Raw genomic sequence first — 16008 nt, forward strand, 5'->3', positions numbered from 1 at the left:
CACCGGCCTCGCTGAGTTGCGCGCGGGCGCGGTTCAACGTGCCCTGAGCGGCTTGGCGGCTGCTCTCGCCTGGGTCGGTGAAGGGTGGTGCGGGCTGGTTCTGGGTTGCCGCTTGCGCGGCTGCGGCCTCGTGCGCGGCTTTCGCCTGCTGAGTTGCGTTTTGTCCCTGGTTCCACAGGGCGATGGCCTCAACCGCTTGGGCTTGGGCCCAGCGCAGGGTGCTGGCGTAGTCGTCGAGCGCGCTTGCGGCGGATTCCAGTGCGTCGCCCGCGGCGAACCATTTGCCGGGCTCATACGAGAATTTGTCGTGGAATGCTTGCGCGCCGGGTCCCTGCCACGCGCCGGTATCGATCTCCTGTAACCCATCCCCGGCCCAGTTTGCCCGGTCGGCCCGCGCGTGGAGAACGCGGGCGTTTTCCTCGATCGCCTCCGGCTTGCCGGGTACCAATTGCTGAGGGTCCTGTGTCTGGCCGAGCTCAGCCATCGTCCACTGCCCCCAGACCCGGATCGGTTGGCAACGAGCGAGCGGTCGCCTCGTTGACTGCGCGATACGCCTTTGACACCCGCGATAGAGCGTCGCCGATCTCGCGGGCGTCGCCGGTGAGAGTGTCCAGGCCGTCGCTCCAGCGGACCGAAAAGTCCATTAGCGCGTCGTGGAGTGGCGTATGCCCGTACAGCTCTGGTTCGCCGCAGAGCCCGCGTAGTTCGAAGTTGTCCTGGTCCTGCACGCTCTGCTGGATGCCATTGGCCGCCTCGTCGATCTTATCGACGTCGGCATGCCACCCTGGTCCGTCCATTACCAATTCGTCCCCCTCGAACACGGACAGTGGCAGACCATTTTGCCCTGACCCCCAAGTGCGGGCAAGCGGTTCGATCATCACCAGTGAGGATCCAGCGAGGACCAGGGCTGGTCGAAGTAGCGGAAAGCAGATTCGCCACCTCGGGTGAGGTGGCGAATCGGGTGCTGTCGGTCGTATGCGGTTATGCGGTGGCGCGCATCTGTGGTGCCGGTGCTGGCAGTGCGAAGGTCCTGATGCTGCCGGTGCCGCCGCTGCTGGTGGTGGTCAGGCTGGTGAGGGCGGTGGTCCAGCGGTGTTGGAGGGCGTTGATGAGGCGGGTTTCGACTTCGGGGGCGACGTGGGAGTAGATGTGTTCGATCTTGTCGGGGATCTTGTGGCCTAGCCGCCGGGCTTGGGCGACGTCGGGGATGCCGTCGGCGATCATCCCTGGCATGGACGTGGAAACGGTTGGCGGCGATGCATGCCTCGCCGATGTTGCGGAGCTTGGCGGTCATCGCGCCCGCCACGGCAGCGTCGAGGTCGGCGTCACGGCAGACGATGAACGGCGCGTTCCCGCCGAGTTCCATCGAAGTCCGCAGGACGGTGCCTGCTGCCTGGGCCAGCAGGCACCGTCCCACGGGGGTGGACCCGGTGAAGGACAGCTTGCGCAGCCGGCCGTCCCGTAACAGTGGCTCGGTCAGGGCGGCGGCGTTCGTGGTTGGGACGATGTTGAGCACTCCGTCGGGCAGGCCGGCCTCGGTCAGCGTTTCGGCCAGGGCGGCTGTGGTCAGTGGTGTTTGTGATGCCGGCTTGACGATCATGCTGCAGCCCGCTGCCACCGCCGGGGGCCGGCATGGCCAGCGGCGCGTTCCACGGTGTGATAAGCAGACAGGGCCCGACCGGCTGCCTGGTGACCAGCACGCGGGCCGTGCCGTCCTCACTGACCTTCCAGCTGCCGTCGATCCGGACCGGTTCCGCGCCGAACCGCCGCAGGTAGTTCGCGCCGTACTCGAACTCGGCCCTGGACTCGGCCGGTGACTTGCCCATCTCCAGAGTGATCAGCAGCGCGAACCACTCTTTGCGCTCCATCAGCAGCTCCTAGGCGCGACGCAGGATCTCACCCCGGCGGCGTGGGGCCACGGCAGCCCAGCCGGCTTGCGTCTTGTCGGCGGCCGCAAGGGCAGCTACCGCGCCGTCGGGCGTGCCTTCAGCAACCTCGCACAACGACTGCCCCGTGGCTGGATCTTCCACCGCGAAGGTCGCTCCTCCCGCTCTCGGTCGCCACCGACCGTCGACGAGTACGCCTTGTTCCACACGGCTGACGGCCTCGGACACCGATAAGGCTGTGATCACGGCATTCACGCTTCCTGGGATGATCATGGTGATGGGTCGGTGTGGGGGAGCTGGTGCCGCCCGGGTTTCGGCCGGGGCGGCACCAGCCACGGGAACACCCGGATCCGGTGGCCGCTAGGCGAGAGCGGCGACCATGGCCTCGGCCATCGGGGCGCTCGAAGCCGGGTTCTGGCCAGTGAACAGGTTCCCGTCTCGCATTGTGAACGCCTCGTAGGCCGGGCCGCTGAAGTGCTTCGCGCCCAGCTCACGCAGCCTGCTGGCGAGCAGCCATGGCGCGCCTTCCGCCGTGCCGAAGATCCGCTCCTCCTCGTCGGTGAACGCCGTCATCTCCCGCCCGGCGAACAGCCACTTGTCTTCCGCGTCTACGGCGGACAGCAGGCCTGCAGGTCCGTGGCACACGGCTCCAATGAGCTTCCCGGCAGCATCTGCCGCGGTGAGCAGACGGCCGAGTTCGGGTTCTTGGTAGAGGTCGACCACCGGGCCGTGCCCACCGGGCAGAACCACCGCGACATAGTCGTTGCTGTCGACCTCACCGAGCTTGAGCAGCGGCCCGAACTCCCGCAGGGCTTTCGCAGCGTGCTCGACGTAGCGGGCGCAGTCCGGTCCGGCGACCTCCGGATCGGCGCTGTGCTGGTCGAGCGGCTGCAGCATCCCACCCGGGGACGCGAAGTCGACCGTGTAGCCGGCCTGGACGAACTTCTCGTGCGGCGCGGCGAGCTCCTCGGCCCAGTAGCCGGTCGGATACAACGAACCGTTGGTGCGCTCCCACGTGCTGGCAGCGGACATGACGATCAGAACCTTGCTCACGATTCGATCCTTTGCTGACGATTGACGGAATGTGCGTTCCGGCGCCGGTATGCCTCAAGCGTGGCGCGGCACAACCGGTTTCGGGGGCTCATCTCGCGCCCTGTGCGAGCTCGGACTCGGCAACCTAGGACGCACAGGTCCAGGCACCGACGAGGCATATCGGGGACAATGGGTTCCGTGGCCGCTGCCAATCGCGAACTCGCCGACTTCCTGCGGCGGGCCCGTGCCCAAGTCGACCCGTCCCGGGCAGGATTACCGCCCGACGGGCGGGTGCGTCGCGTACCCGGACTGCGCCGCGAGGAAGTCGCCCGGCTGGCCGGAGTGTCGACCGACTACTACGCCCGTCTCGAGCAGGGACGACGCATCGTGCCCTCCGCGGGCGTCGTGGAGGCGATCGGCCGGGCGCTCGAACTCGACGCCGCGGGACGCGCCCACCTCGAAGACCTCATCGGTCTGACCGCGGCACCCGCTCGTCGACGCGCCCGAGGCGTCCAACGGGTACGTCCCGGGCTCTACCAGCTGCTCGACTCCCTCGACGGAGAGCCCGCGCTCATCCTCGGCCGCCGCACCGACATCCTGGCCGCCAACCGGATGGCCAAGGCGCTGTTCACCGACTTCGACCAGATGCCCGCGACACGGCGCAACTACGCCCACTGGATGTTCCTCGACGAGGACGCCCGATCACTGTTCGTGGACTGGCCAGACCAAGCCAGAGCCGCCGTCGAAAGTCTGCGGTTCGAAGTCGGCCGCGACCCCGACGACCGCGCCACCGCCGAGCTCGTCACCGAACTCCGCGAGCACAGCCGCGAATTCGGCCAATGGTGGGAACAGCACCGGGTCCACCAGCGCACCTACGGCTCGAAACGCCTACGCCACCCCCTCGTCGGGGACCTGACCGTCGAGTACGAAACCCTCGCCCTGCCCGGTGACCCCGGTACGACCCTGTTCATCTACACCACCGAAGCCGGATCCCCGTCCCGGCGGGCCATGAACCTCCTCGCCAGCTGGACAGCGTCCACTTCGGACACTTATACGCAGTACCAGAGCCACCATCCCGGCCCCGCCACCGAGCAGTAACGAGCCGCTGCGTCAAACGACGGTACGTGAGCTGCGAGCACTGAGTCCTCCACGACCGCATCGCCGGGAACGATAACCGCCCCCAAGGAGTCCCATGCTGAGCGTTCCCGCGGTTATTTGGCAAATGTGGCGGGTGAGGGCGCGAACCGACGTCGCCGACCAGACACTCCGGGAGCCGTGACCACTCCAGACCCGCGGAAGCGGGCCCTGCGACGGGGTTCTCATAGTTTGTAGTCGCGGAGCAGGCGACGGCCGATGATCATCTTCTGGATATCGGAGGTTCCCTCACCGATCAGCATGAACGCGGCCTCGCGATAGAGGCGCTCGATCTCGTACTCCTTGGAGTAGCCGTAGCCGCCGTGGATCCGGAACGACGCCTCGACAACCTCGTTGCAGTATTCCGAGGCGAGCATCTTGGCCATGCCGGCCTCGACGTCCATCCGCCGGCCGGAGTCCTTCATCCGCGCCGCGCGCACCATCATGGCGTGCGCGGTCTCGACCTTGGTCGCCATCTCGGCCAGACGGAAGAGCACGGCCTGGTGCTGGGCGATCGGCTTGCCGAACGTCTCTCGCTGTTGCGAATAGGCGATTCCGAGCTCGAAGGCACGGTTGGCGATACCGCAGGCACGCGCCGCAACATTGACGCGGCCGACCTCCACGCCGTCCATCATCTGGAAGAAGCCGTTGCCGGGTTCTCCGCCGAGGATCTGCTCGGCCGAGATCTGGTGGCCCTCGAATATCATCTCGGTGGTGTCGATGCCCTTGTAACCCATTTTGTCGATCTTGCCGGGCACAGTGATGCCCTGCGCAACTTCGCCGTAGCCGGGCTCCTTCTCCACCAGAAAGGTCGTCATATTCTCATAGACCGATTCGGCATTTTCGTCGGTCTTGCACAGCACCGCGACCAGATTGGCGGTGCCGCCGTTGGTCAGCCACATCTTTTGGCCGGTGATCTCATATCCGACACCGGTCCGGGTAGCCTTGGTCCTGACCGCGGAGACATCCGAGCCCAGATCCGGCTCGGACATGGAGAACGCGCCACGCACCTCGCCGGTCGCCATCCGGGGCAGGTATTTGCGCTTCTGCTCCTCCGTGCCGTACTTCATCAGCAGGTAGGCCACGATGAAATGGGTGTTGATAACGCCGGAAACGCTCATCCAGCCGCGTGCTACCTCCTCTACGCACAACGCGTAGGTCAGCAGCGACTCACCCAGTCCGTCGTATTCCTCGGGGATCATGAGGCTGAAGACGCCCAGTTCCTTGAGTCCCTCGACGATCTCGGCCGGGTACTCATCGGCGTGTTCGAGTTCGGTGGCCACCGGGAGGATCTTCTCCTCCACAAAAGTACGGACCGCCTTGAGGATGTCGTTCTGTTCCTCGGTCAGACCCTCGGTCTGGCACAGGCGCCCCATAGCTGTCCTTTCTCTCACTTCCTGGTCATTTGCAAGCTATTGCCGCAAAAGAGGGCCTTGGCCCGGCACCGCGGGCAGTTGCGGTGCCGGGCCAAGGCCAGATGGGCGGGTCAGTGGGTTTCCGCGGCCGGGACCGCGTCGCGGTCGGAAGTCGGTGCCTCCTCGGCCACCCGGTGACCGAGGAGGGCGAGCGAGCAGACGAGCGAGATGGCCGTGGTCACGATGCCGAAGGCCACCGGGAGCACGATGCTTCCGGAGCTGTCGAGAAGCCACTGCAGGATCACCGGAGTGGTGCCGCACAAGGCACCCGAGAGACCGTAAGCCAGCGAGATGCCGGTGTAGCGGACCCGGGCCGGGAAGCTCTGGGCGAGCATGCCCGCCATGACGGCGTAGAACATCGCGTCGGGAACCGTCGCGACGACGGCGCCGATCATCGCGAGTGTCCAGTTACCGGTGGCGATCAGGACGAACATCAAGGCGAGCGCGGGGATCTCGATGCCGAGCAGGAGCATGATCAGCTTCCGCGGCCGCCAGCGAGTGGCGAGGAGAGCGCCGAAGGGCTGCACGAAGAACTGCACCACGCTGACGACCAGGATGATGCTGAGGAAGGCGTCCTTGGAGAAGTCGAGGGATGTCGTGGCCCACGAGAGGGCGAAGGTGTCGCGGGCGTAGACGACGACGAACACGCAAAGGATGCCGAAGACGCCGAGGAACAGCTCGCGGGAGTTGCTGCGGAAGAGTTCGACGACCGGGACCTTGACGATCTCGTTGCGCTCCTGCAGCCGTTTGACCGCCGGCGACTCCTCGAGCTTGAGACGGATGATCAGGCCGATCACGACCAGCAGGGCGGAGGCAAGGAAGGGCAGCCGCCACGCCCACTCGAGCAGCGCCTCCTCCGGCAGCAGGTTGGTCACCGCCAGGAAGCCCAAGGTGGCGAGAATCCGCCCGGCCGGAGAGCCTTGCTGGGCGTAGGCGCCGAAGAGGAAACCGCGGTCGGGCCGGGTGTGTTCGGTGGCGATCAGTACGGCGCCGCCCCACTCGCCGCCGACGGCGAGTCCCTGAAGCAGTCGGAGCACGATCAGCAGGATCGGCGCCGCGGCGCCGATGGCGGCGTAGGTCGGGAGGGCGCCCACGCCGACGGTGGTCACGCCCATGAGCAGAAGGGTCACGACCAATGCGCGTTTGCGGCCGATGCGGTCGCCCAGGTGGCCGAAGAGCGCGCCGCCGAGGGGGCGGGTGAGGAAACCGACGGCGAAGGTGGCGAACGAGAGAAGCGTCGCGACAGCGGGGTCGGCGTTGCTGAAGAACAGCGGGCCGAACACCAGTGCGGAGGCCGTGCCATAAATGTAGAAGTCGTACCACTCGATGGTGGTGCCGATGAAGGCGGCAACGCCGGCCTTTCGTGCCATCCGCTCGTCGTCGAGCTGGGGGGCGTTGGTGGTCATGGACCTGCTCCTCGGGGACCGATAAGGGGAATGTCTCGCGCGGTAAGCACTGCCTGAGATCGCACTCACGCTAAGTGCGCCGTTGTTGCATGTCTAAGACCAAACCCGGCTCCCATTGATATCCAGATCGTCAAAGATTCATGCCGCTCGAGCGCAGGCGAAAGAGCGGCACCGCCATCGCGTGCCACGCCGGCGGTGCCGGAGAAGGTGGTGGGAACTTCGGTCAGGGAACCACGAGCGTGATGGTCTCCGCCACACAGACGGGGCGATCAGCGCCGTCCGCCTCGACGGTCCACGCCATCACCACCTGGTCGCCGGCGGGGACGTGCCGGACCTCCTTGATGCGGGGCATGGCGCGGATTTTCGACCCCGCGGGCACGGGAGCGGGGAACCGCACTTTGCCGAGGCCGTAGTTCAAGCGGGCAGAGCCGGTCTCGATCGAGTACAGCTGGGCGGCGAAGGCGGGCAGCATCGACAGCGTGAGGTAGCCGTGGGCGATCGTCCCGCCGAAGGAGGACGCCGTCGCCCGCTCGACGTCGACATGGATCCACTGGTGGTCACCGGTGACATCGGCGAAGTCGTCGATGGTCGGCTGAGTGATCGTCACCCAGTCTGTCGTGCCCAGGTTCTCTCCGATGGCTTTCTCGATCCCGGCGATGTCGGTGAACACGCGCGGCGGCATCAGGCGATCCTCTCGAAGACAGCGGCCAGGCCCTGGCCCCCGCCGATGCACATGGTCTCGAGGCCGTAGCGCGCCTCACGGCGATGGAGCTCGCGCGCGAGCGTGCCGAGCATCCGCACGCCGGTAGCTCCCACGGGATGGCCGAGCGAGATGCCGGACCCGTGCACGTTGGTGCGCTCGTGGTCCTCGTCGGTGAATTTCCACTCCCGCATCACGGCGAGGGCTTGCGCGGCGAACGCCTCGTTGAGCTCGATCACGTCCATGTCGGCCAGGGAGAGCCCGGCGCGGGCCAGGGCTGCCTCGGTCGCCGGCACCGGGCCGATCCCCATGATGTCGGGACGTACGCCGGCGGCCGACCAGCTCACCAGCCGCACCAGCGGCCGCAACCCCAGCTTCTCGGCCACGTCTGCCGTCGTGACCAGGCACATCGCCGCGGCGTCGTTCTGGCCGCTGGCGTTGCCTGCGGTGACCGTGGCGTCGGGGTCGCTGGCGGAGAGGATCGGGCGCAGCCGGGCCAGGGACTCCATCGACGTGTCGGCACGGGGGTGCTCATCGGTGTCGATGACCACGTCGCCCTTCCTCGAAGGCACGGTCACCGGGACGATCTCTTCTTGGAAAAGGCCCGATTTCTGGGCGGACACGGCGCGTTGGTGGGAGCTGACCGCGAGCCGGTCCTGTTCCTCGCGGCTGATCGAGTATTCGCGACGAAGGTTCTCCGCCGTCTCCAGCATGCCGCCGGGAACGGGATGGAAACGGCCGCCGGGGGTCTGGCGGCCGCGGGTGAGGCCGTCGTGGACCTGCACCCCGGTCCGGGCACCGCCCCAGCGCATGTCGAGGGAGTAGAAGGCCACGTTGCTCATCGACTCGGCTCCGCCGGCGACGACGACGTCGCTCGCGCCGCTGGCGACCTGCAGGACGGCGTTGATGACGGCCTGGAGGCCGGAGCCGCAGCGGCGGTCGACCTGCTGGCCGCCGACGGTCACGGGGAGTCCGGCGTCGAGGCCGACGACGCGTCCGATGGCGGGCGCCTCGGCGTTGGGGTAGCAGTGCCCGAGGATCACGTCGTCGATGCGGTCGGGCTCGATACTGGTGCGGGACAGCAGCCCTTGCAGTGCGGTCACGCCCAGGTCGACGGGACTGAGGTCGGTGAATACGCCGCCGTAGCGGCCGATCGGCGTTCGGACGGGCTCGCAGATGACGACGTCGCGTGCGGTGTTGTTCATGGTCGGGCGCCTTTCGACGTGTCGGGCGTGAGATCGGCTGACAGGCCGGCCACCATGCGGTCGTCGCCCTTGCTCAGGCGGACCTCGGCGGTGTCACGGGAGGGGAGCGCCACCTTCACGCGGGCGTTCTCGCCGCAGAACAAGGGGGCGGTGTTGCGGTGGACCAGTTGCCGCACTGAGCGTTCCGGATGCTCCAGGCGGAGGCACTCGGCGAGCGCCAGTGTCGAGAGTGGACCGTGCACGACGAGCCCCGGGTAGCCCTCGATGTGGGTGGCGTACGGCCAGTCGTAATGGATCCGGTGGGGGTTGGCGGTCGCCGCGCTGAACCGCATCAGCAGGGTGGGATCGGTCCGGAAGCACCAGCCCGCGCGGTCCGGGAGCAGCGGTGTGCCGACCGGCTCGGCGGTGGCCGGGACGGTGGGATCCGGAAGGTCGGACGGCGCCGGTGCGGGGGTGGCTTCGCGGTAGACGAGATCCTGTCGTTCCTCCAGCAGCAGATCACCGTCGAGGTCGCGGAGCCGGATGCCGACCCGGACGATCACCAAGGCGCCGCTCCGCCCGACCTTCTCCTGGATCGAGTCGACCCGAGCCTGTCGGACCACTCGGGCGCCGACCCGCAGGTCACCGTGCAGTGTGACTTCCCCGCCGGCGAACATCCGGCGTGGGAGGTCGACCGGTGGCAGGGTTTCTCCGCGGCGGGGGTGCCCGTCGGGGCCGATGGCCGACGAGACGGGCCACCGCGGCAGCGCTACCCAATGCCACAGGGGAGGGAGCGCCTCGCCCGCACCAGGCACGGGGGCACCGCTGTCCAGAAGCGCGCCGAGCGCGGCGACCGGTGCCGCGTCCAGTGTTTCCACCGAGGTCGTCTCGGGTGCTGTCCAGCCCCGGTAGGTGACCGGGTCGTGCTCCTTTCTCACATGAACCGCCCGCCGGTCACCTCGGCCACCGTGCCGATCATGTAGGACGAGAGCGACGAGGCGTAGAAAAGCGCCACGTTCGCCACCTCGGCCGGCTCGCCCGCCCGGCCCATGGGGATCTCGGCCATCTTCTGGTCCCAAGCCTTGCGGGGCATGGCCTCGGTCATCGCCGAGCGGATCAGACCGGGCTGGATGGCGTTGACGCGGACGCCGTGGTGGGCCATCTCCTTGGCAGCTGCCTTCGTCAGGCCGACGATGCCGGCCTTGGCGGCGGAGTAGTTGGTCTGGCCGACCATGCCGACTTTGCCGGAGAGAGAGGAGATGTTCACGATGGCACCCGACTTCTGCTCCCGCATCCGGGCCGCGGCCAGGCGGGTGCCGTTCCAGCAGCCCTTCAGGTGCACGGCGACCACCTGGTCGAACTGCTCCTCGGTCATCGTGCGCATGGTCGCGTCGCGGGTGATTCCCGCGTTGTTCACGACGACGTCCAGAGAGCCGAAGGTCCCGTGGGCGGTCTCGAGTGCCCGTTCCACGTCGGCGGCCGACACCACGTCGCACGCTACGCCGACGGCGGCGTGTGGGCCGAGCCCCTTGGCCGCCCGTTCGGCGGCGGCCCCGTCCAGGTCGGCGAGCACAACGCGAGCGCCCTCGGCCACGAAAAGTTCGGCGATGGCCAGGCCGATGCCCTGGGCACCACCGGTGATCACCGCGGTTTTGCCGTCGAGAAGTGCCATCAGCTGCTCCGGTTCGGGTTGTTTCGGTCGCGCGCCACCATCTGGCTGGCGATCACGTTCTTCTGGATCTCGTTGGTGCCCTCACCGACGATCATCAGCGGCGCGTCGCGGAAGTAGCGTTCGACGTCGTACTCACGCGAGTACCCGTAGCCGCCGTGGACCCGGATCGCGTCGAGTGCGACCTGCATTGCGGCCTCGGAGGCGAAAAGCTTGGCCATGCCGGCCTCCATGTCGGCGCGGTCGCCGGAGTCGAGCCGATGCGCGGCGTCGAGGGTCATCAGCCGGGCGGCGCGCATCTTGGTTCCCATGTCGGCGAGCAGGTTGCCCACCGCCTGGTGCTTCCAGATCGGCTTCCCGAAGCTTTCTCGTTGCTGGGCATAGGACAGCGCGTCGTCGAGCGCGGCCTGTCCGACGCCGACGGCCCGCGCGGCGACCTGGATGCGACCCACTTCGAGACCGCGCATCATGTGGCTCCACCCGAGGTTCGGCTGCCCGCCCAGGATGGCGCTGGTGGGCACCCGCATCTGGTCGAAGGTCAGCTCGCAGGCTTCCACGCCGCGGTAGCCGAGCTTGGGAAGCTTGCCCGACACGGTGAGGCCTGCACCGGGTTCCACCAGCACCACGCTCATGCCCTTGTGGGCCGGCTCGGCCGTCCGGTCGGTCCGGCACAGCAGGCCGATGAGTCCCGCGTGCTGGGCATTGGAGATCCACGTCTTCGAGCCGGTGATGACCAGTTCGTCGCCGTCGAGGGTGGCGTGGGTGCGCATCCGTTGCAGGTCGCTGCCGCCCGATGGCTCGGTCAGGGCCATGGTCGCGCGCAGGGTGCCGTCGGCCATCCGGGGCAGGTATGTCGACTGCTGCTCGGGGGTGCCGAACTCCCGGATCAGGTAGCTGATCACCGAGTGGCCGCCGATGGCCCCGGCCAGGCTCATCCAGCCGCGGGCGAGTTCCTCGGTGATGCGCGCGAAGCACGTGGTGCTGACGTCGACGCCCCCGTGCGCGGCCGGTACGAGCAGTCCGAAGAACCCGAGTTCCTTCATCATCTCGATGAACTCCTCCGGGTAGATGTCGTCGGCTTCGAACTCGCGGACGCGCGGGCGCACCCGGTCGTCGACGAATTCGGCGACCAAGCGGACCATGTCCTGCTCATCGGGGGTGAGGGTGCTCATCGGTCTCTCCTGGGGTCGGGCGGATGAGGACAGTGATACGCCGTCCGTTCGGCGGGGATGGCGATCACGCCGCGTTCGGCGAGGTCGGCGAGCGCGGCCGCGTCGAGGCCGAGGGCATCGGCGAGCACCGAGGCGGTGTCCTGCCCGACGAGGGGAGCCGGCGCCGGTGCGGCCCGCCGGCCGTCGATGACCAGGGGCGAGCCGGGCGCGACGAGGCGGCCGACCCCCGGCTGGTCCACGGTGGCGAAGAGCGGGTGCTCGCGCAGCAGCCGGGCGTCGTCGGCGGCCAGGTCGGTGAAGCTGCGGTAGGGCGACCAGAGGATGCGGGTGTTCGCGAGGGCCTCGGTGACGTGTGCCGTCGGATGCTTCTCGAACCACGCGGCGACCAGGCCCCCGAGCACGGTGCGGTGGCGGAAGCGGTCTCCCTCGTCGGAGAAGTCCGCCCCCAGCGCCTGGGCAAGCGCGGACACGGCGTCTTCGAGCCCGGTGACCCGGAGCAGGTCGTGCCACTGGCGCGGCGTCAGGGCCACGAGCATGACGCGGTCGCCGTCGGCGGTGGTGAAGTCGCGGCCGAAGGTCCCGTAGACGTAGTTGCCGGTCGACTCGCGCCGTACGGACGGCCGGAGCTGCGCCTCGGCCAGGTAGCCGAGGTTGCCGGCGCCCGCGAGGGCCACGTCCTCGAGGGCGACACGGACCTGGGAGCCCTCGCCGGTGAGTGTCCGTCGTCGTTCGGCGGCGAGCAGGCCGGTGGCGAGGTGGAGGCCCGCGGTGAGGTCCCAGGCAGGAACCGGACTGTTGACGGGTGCGTCGTGGTCTTCGGGACCGGTGACGAGCGGGAAGCCGGTGGCCGCCTGGACGGTGTAGTCGACGGCGGTGCCGCCGTCGTGCCGTCCGGTGAGCAGGACGTGGATAACGTCGGCACGGCGCGTCCGAAGTGCGTCGTATCGGAACTCCGGCCAGCGCTCGCTGTTGGTGACCAGGATGCCGCCGGCGGGGGCTCCCGAGACCACCAGGTCGGACACGAGCCGGCGGCCCTCCGTCTTCGTGTAGTCGACGGTGATTGCCCGCTTGCCGGGGTTGAGGCCGTTCCAGTAGAGGCTGACGCCGTCGTTCGTGAGCGGCCAGCGAGTTCGGTCCGGAGCGCCTTCGAGGGGCTCGACGCGGATGACCTCGGCACCGAGTTGCGCCAGCACCGTGCCGCACAGGGGAGTGGCGACGAAGCTCGAAACCTCGACGATCCTGAGTCCGGCGAGCGGCCCGGCCGAGGGCGGAGTCGCCTCAGTGGGGGTCATGTGCAGCCTTTCCTTGTTGCGGGGATGGGATCGGCAGGTGCGGGCGGAGCGGTCCAGCGGGCGAGGACCCAGGTGGCGGCGACGAAAACAACCGGCACGCCGTACACAAGGGACAGATGTCCGGTCGGGTAGGCGATCGCGACCCAGGAGTAGCCAACGGCGAGGCCGGCGAACCGGAGCATGTTGTGCAGGCCGAGCGCGACGCCGTTCGCGGCGGCGGGGGAGGACATCAGGCCGTGCGCCGCCCTCGCCTGCACGACTCCGATCGCCGAGCCGGTGAGGGCGAGCGCGGCCACCATGGCGGCCACCCCGAGCCCGCGGGGCGCCGTCTCGGGAACGAGGAGGAGGGCGCCGAGGCCCGCGGCGAGGAATACCAGTCCACCGCGCAGGCTGCGCCTGGTCGATAACCGCTCGGTGATCCGGGAGGACAGCGGAGCGGCCAGCGTCATGGCCAGGGCGAGCGCCAGCATGACCAGGCCGATCGGTCCGGGGCCCAGGCCCAGGTCGTGGCCGAGGCGCAGCGGCGTGGCCACGATGGCGACACCCACGCAACCCATAACCGTGCCGGCGGCAGCCGTGCTCGCGACGTACCGGCGCTCGGTGGTGAGGCCGGCGGGGACGAACGGGCCGGACTTGGTCCGGCCGAGCCGGCTGTGCCACACCAGTGCGAGCAGGCCCACGACGGCGAAGCAGCCGGCTACCCAGGCGGAGCCCTGCTGGCTGAGCCAGCTGACGGCGCCGACGAGGGCGCTGATGCCGATCATCAAGGTGGCCATGCCCGACGTGTGGAGCGGTGCTTTCGCGCCGGGGACGGCCGGCACGACGGTCAGGGAGAGCACCAGCAGCACGAGGCTGAGGAAGGCGTGGGTGAGGAAGACCCAGCGCCACCCGAGTGTGTCGGCGACGAACCCGCCGAGCGGCGGGCCGAGGGACTGCCCCACCCCGATGGCGGCGGCCCAGCCCGCCATCGCCCGGGCCCGGTGCCGGGCCCAATAGCGGCCGAGGACCTGCTGCACCGCGGGCGGGATCGCGGAGCACGCGACCCCTTGCAAAGCACGCATCACGACAAGGAACGCCAAGTTCTGGCTCAGCGCGGCACCGGCCTGGGCCGCCACCATCAGCAGCAGCGACCAGCCCAGCACCTGTCGCGAGCCGAAGCGCTGGCACATCCACCCGGACAGCGGGGCGCAGAGCACCATCGCGAGCGTGAACGCGCTGACCGCGAAGACGATCCCGCGCGGTGAGGCCCCGATCGCGTGCGCGATGACGTTGATCGGCGCACTGATGATCGTGCTCGACAAGGTGCCCAGTGTCGTGCACGCGAGGAGCGCGGCGTACGCCGTTCGCGGCGGAGTGGAGGCGAGGTGGGTCTGGCTCATCGCAGATAGAGCCGGACCGTGTCGATCTCCTCCCGCAGAAGGCGGATCTGCTCGACGGTGGGGCGCTCGGTCTCCCGTACGTCGTCGGCGACCGGGATGTCCCAGCCGGTGGCGGCGCGCACCTCGTCGACGGTGAGGCCGGGGTGGACCTCGCTGACCACCAGCTCGCCGAGCTTCTCGGGCCGGCGCAGCACGGCCATGGGGGTGATGACCGTCGAGACGCCGTGGCCCGGCGGCACCATCCGCGGGTCCTCGGCGTGCGCCCGGACGGGGCTGGGGGAGGTGCAGAAGTCGAGTCGTGCGGGCAGCGCTCCCGGGTCGTGGCGGCGGAGCACCACGATGCACTCGCCGGCGTTGGGCATGATCTCGGTTGCCCCGCCGCCTCCGGGGAGCCGCACCCTGGGCTGGTCCCAGTCGCCGATGACGCTGGTGTTGAGGCTGCCCCAGCGGTCGACCTGGGCCGCGCCCAGGAAGCCGACGTCGATGTGACCGCCTTGGAGCACATAGCCGAAGAGCGCCGGCATGCCGAGCACGGCTGCCGCCCCGGAGACGAGCACCGAGTCGGCGATGCCCTCGGCCAGGCCCTCGGGCTGGGCGCCGCAGATGCCGGACTCGTAGACCAGCTCCAGGTCGGGATTGACGGTCCGGCGGGCGAGGTCGACCGCGAGGGTCGGCAGGCCGACCCCGGCGAAAACCCGTTGCTTGCCAACGAGTTGCCGCGCCGCGACGGCGGCAAGGAACTCGGTCGTGGACGGCGCGACGTCCGAGAGCGCCTCGGTGCCGCCTACGGGCCGGCTGCTCACGCGACCACCCGCCGGCGGCCGAAGTTCACGGGCTGCGAGGTGCGCGGGTCGACCCGCACGCTCTCCCAGCGCTCGGGGCCCAGCTTCTCCAGATATGCCGCCCGGTCGGGCACGCGGTGCACCCACTCGTCGAGCCACCTGAGCACGGCGTCGCGCTCCTTGCTGATCGGCGTCCATTCGCGGTAGAACGCGTTGTCTCGGTCGTAGTGGCCCTGGGCGTACGACGGGTGGGCGCCGCCGCGACACTCGACCACCGCCGACACGGCGTGCGAGGGCAGGACGGTGCGGTTGGGGTCGGAGCGGACCACGTCCTCGTCGACGACCTCCTCGACGGTGGCGATCACGGTGCGCGCGGCGTAGGCGGCCTCCTGCTGTGCCCCGATGATGCCCCACATCTGGACGTTGCCGGCGCGGTCGGCGCGCTGGGCGTGCACGATCGTCACGTCCGGGCGCAGGGCCGGGACGACGTAGATGTCGGGGCCTCCGTAGGGGTCGGCGACCTTGCGGATCATCGGGTTGAGCCGGGGGAGGTCGCTGCCCGCGTAGGAGCGGAGCGGGAGGAACGGCAGGCCGGCGGCACCGGCCTGGTAGCGGCAAACCATGCCGTAGTGGCTGTACTCCTCGACCTCGAGCGGCGCGGGGTCGGAGTGCTCGACGCGGCGGCGCACCTCGTGCAGCGAGCCGGCCGACCCGCTGGCGAAGAAGGAGGCGACCAGGCGGCGGACGCACCCGGCGGCGATCATCACCTCGGCCAGGATGTCCGGGGTCATCCGGCAGAAGGTGAGGTTCGTGATGCCCTGGCGGATGATCTCGTGCCCGGCCGCGAAGGGGATCAGGTGCCCGAATCCCTCGAGCGCGACGGTCATCCCGTTCCCGACGTGGGTTGCCACCGCCGACGGCAGGTCGGTGACCTTGTCTGGGGATGGCATCGGGGCT

The 16008-nt window shown here is 69.0% G+C and carries 15 protein-coding genes and 2 pseudogenes; 1 reads left to right on the top strand and 16 read right to left on the bottom strand.

Annotated elements, in window-relative coordinates:
- Positions 1-13: 13 nt before the first annotated feature.
- The 5 genes and pseudogenes from A3CU_RS55450 to A3CU_RS0126955 form a co-directional block, all read right to left on the bottom strand.
- A pseudogene (locus A3CU_RS55450) lies at positions 14-484 on the bottom strand (putative T7SS-secreted protein); the annotation flags it as partial.
- Positions 477-878: a hypothetical protein gene (locus tag A3CU_RS0126945; protein ID WP_245617364.1), complete on the bottom strand. Its 402-nt coding sequence runs from the start codon at positions 876-878 to the stop codon at positions 477-479. The gene A3CU_RS0126945 and the pseudogene A3CU_RS55450, both read right to left, overlap by 8 nt.
- Positions 879-981: 103 nt before the next feature.
- Positions 982-1224, bottom strand: a complete 243-nt coding sequence (locus tag A3CU_RS46770; RefSeq protein WP_043842658.1) for a hypothetical protein — start codon at positions 1222-1224, stop codon at positions 982-984.
- A 10-nt stretch (positions 1225-1234) separates the two neighbouring features.
- A pseudogene (locus A3CU_RS51455) lies at positions 1235-2129 on the bottom strand (aldehyde dehydrogenase family protein); the annotation flags it as partial.
- A gap of 117 nt (positions 2130-2246) precedes the next feature.
- Positions 2247-2939: a type 1 glutamine amidotransferase domain-containing protein gene (locus A3CU_RS0126955; RefSeq protein WP_027944926.1), complete on the bottom strand. Its 693-nt coding sequence runs from the start codon at positions 2937-2939 to the stop codon at positions 2247-2249.
- Positions 2940-3107: 168 nt separating this feature from the next.
- Here A3CU_RS0126955 and A3CU_RS46775 point away from each other — a divergent pair, with 168 nt between their 5' ends.
- On the top strand, positions 3108-4016 hold the full coding sequence (locus tag A3CU_RS46775) for a helix-turn-helix transcriptional regulator (protein ID WP_084143822.1): 909 nt from the start codon (positions 3108-3110) through the stop codon (positions 4014-4016).
- Between the two features lie 221 nt (positions 4017-4237).
- Here A3CU_RS46775 and A3CU_RS0126970 read toward each other — a convergent pair whose 3' ends face one another.
- The 11 genes from A3CU_RS0126970 to A3CU_RS0127020 form a co-directional block, all read right to left on the bottom strand.
- Positions 4238-5428, bottom strand: coding sequence for an acyl-CoA dehydrogenase family protein (locus tag A3CU_RS0126970; RefSeq protein WP_027944927.1), 1191 nt, complete (start codon positions 5426-5428; stop codon positions 4238-4240).
- A 110-nt stretch (positions 5429-5538) separates the two neighbouring features.
- A complete protein-coding gene (locus A3CU_RS0126975) occupies positions 5539-6873 on the bottom strand; it encodes an MFS transporter (RefSeq protein ID WP_027944928.1) in 1335 nt (444 codons plus the stop codon).
- Between the two features lie 223 nt (positions 6874-7096).
- A complete protein-coding gene (locus A3CU_RS0126980) occupies positions 7097-7555 on the bottom strand; it encodes a MaoC/PaaZ C-terminal domain-containing protein (RefSeq protein ID WP_043842659.1) in 459 nt (152 codons plus the stop codon).
- The gene (locus tag A3CU_RS0126985; protein WP_027944930.1) at positions 7555-8778 is read right to left on the bottom strand and encodes an acetyl-CoA C-acetyltransferase; all 1224 of its coding nucleotides are present in this window, start codon (positions 8776-8778) and stop codon (positions 7555-7557) included. The genes A3CU_RS0126980 and A3CU_RS0126985 overlap by 1 nt, the downstream gene beginning before the upstream one ends.
- Complete coding sequence (locus A3CU_RS46780; RefSeq protein ID WP_084143824.1) at positions 8775-9695, bottom strand: HTD2 family dehydratase; 921 nt, start codon at positions 9693-9695, stop codon at positions 8775-8777. The genes A3CU_RS0126985 and A3CU_RS46780 overlap by 4 nt, the downstream gene beginning before the upstream one ends.
- Positions 9692-10429 carry a 3-oxoacyl-ACP reductase FabG gene (gene fabG, locus A3CU_RS0126995; RefSeq protein ID WP_027944931.1) on the bottom strand — a complete coding sequence of 246 codons (738 nt, stop codon included), beginning with the start codon at positions 10427-10429 and terminating at the stop codon, positions 9692-9694. The genes A3CU_RS46780 and fabG overlap by 4 nt, the downstream gene beginning before the upstream one ends.
- Positions 10429-11598 carry an acyl-CoA dehydrogenase family protein gene (locus A3CU_RS0127000; RefSeq protein WP_027944932.1) on the bottom strand — a complete coding sequence of 390 codons (1170 nt, stop codon included), beginning with the start codon at positions 11596-11598 and terminating at the stop codon, positions 10429-10431. The genes fabG and A3CU_RS0127000 overlap by 1 nt, the downstream gene beginning before the upstream one ends.
- Entirely contained in the window at positions 11595-12890 is a 1296-nt protein-coding gene (locus A3CU_RS46785) for a CoA transferase (protein WP_063628897.1), read from the bottom strand. Before A3CU_RS46785 ends, A3CU_RS0127000 begins: the two co-directional genes overlap by 4 nt.
- Positions 12887-14269, bottom strand: a complete 1383-nt coding sequence (locus A3CU_RS50060; protein ID WP_052372232.1) for an MFS transporter — start codon at positions 14267-14269, stop codon at positions 12887-12889. Before A3CU_RS50060 ends, A3CU_RS46785 begins: the two co-directional genes overlap by 4 nt.
- Positions 14266-15072 (bottom strand): CoA-transferase subunit beta, encoded by an 807-nt coding sequence (locus tag A3CU_RS0127015; protein ID WP_027944934.1) that lies wholly within the window; start codon positions 15070-15072, stop codon positions 14266-14268. Before A3CU_RS0127015 ends, A3CU_RS50060 begins: the two co-directional genes overlap by 4 nt.
- Complete coding sequence (locus A3CU_RS0127020) at positions 15069-16001, bottom strand: CoA transferase subunit A (protein WP_043842660.1); 933 nt, start codon at positions 15999-16001, stop codon at positions 15069-15071. Before A3CU_RS0127020 ends, A3CU_RS0127015 begins: the two co-directional genes overlap by 4 nt.
- Between the last annotated feature and the right edge of the window lie 7 nt (positions 16002-16008).

The organism is Amycolatopsis taiwanensis DSM 45107 (assembly GCF_000519205.1).
GTDB lineage: Bacteria > Actinomycetota > Actinomycetes > Mycobacteriales > Pseudonocardiaceae > Amycolatopsis_E > Amycolatopsis_E taiwanensis.

What these genes read in the sequence shown, in the direction of transcription:
- fabG (WP_027944931.1), bottom strand. Translation starts at nt 10,429, where the DNA reads ATGGCACTTCTCGACGGCAAAACCGCGGTGATCACCGGTGGTGCCCAG.
- A3CU_RS0126985 (WP_027944930.1), bottom strand. Translation starts at nt 8,778, where the DNA reads ATGAACAACACCGCACGCGACGTCGTCATCTGCGAGCCCGTCCGAACG.
- A3CU_RS0126945 (WP_245617364.1), bottom strand. Translation starts at nt 878, where the DNA reads ATGATCGAACCGCTTGCCCGCACTTGGGGGTCAGGGCAAAATGGTCTG.
- A3CU_RS0126980 (WP_043842659.1), bottom strand. Translation starts at nt 7,555, where the DNA reads ATGCCGCCGCGCGTGTTCACCGACATCGCCGGGATCGAGAAAGCCATC.
- A3CU_RS46775 (WP_084143822.1), top strand. Translation starts at nt 3,108, where the DNA reads ATGGGTTCCGTGGCCGCTGCCAATCGCGAACTCGCCGACTTCCTGCGG.
- A3CU_RS46770 (WP_043842658.1), bottom strand. Translation starts at nt 1,224, where the DNA reads ATGATCGCCGACGGCATCCCCGACGTCGCCCAAGCCCGGCGGCTAGGC.
- A3CU_RS46785 (WP_063628897.1), bottom strand. Translation starts at nt 12,890, where the DNA reads ATGACCCCCACTGAGGCGACTCCGCCCTCGGCCGGGCCGCTCGCCGGA.
- A3CU_RS0127020 (WP_043842660.1), bottom strand. Translation starts at nt 16,001, where the DNA reads ATGCCATCCCCAGACAAGGTCACCGACCTGCCGTCGGCGGTGGCAACC.
- A3CU_RS50060 (WP_052372232.1), bottom strand. Translation starts at nt 14,269, where the DNA reads ATGAGCCAGACCCACCTCGCCTCCACTCCGCCGCGAACGGCGTACGCC.
- A3CU_RS0127000 (WP_027944932.1), bottom strand. Translation starts at nt 11,598, where the DNA reads ATGAGCACCCTCACCCCCGATGAGCAGGACATGGTCCGCTTGGTCGCC.
- A3CU_RS0126970 (WP_027944927.1), bottom strand. Translation starts at nt 5,428, where the DNA reads ATGGGGCGCCTGTGCCAGACCGAGGGTCTGACCGAGGAACAGAACGAC.
- A3CU_RS0126975 (WP_027944928.1), bottom strand. Translation starts at nt 6,873, where the DNA reads ATGACCACCAACGCCCCCCAGCTCGACGACGAGCGGATGGCACGAAAG.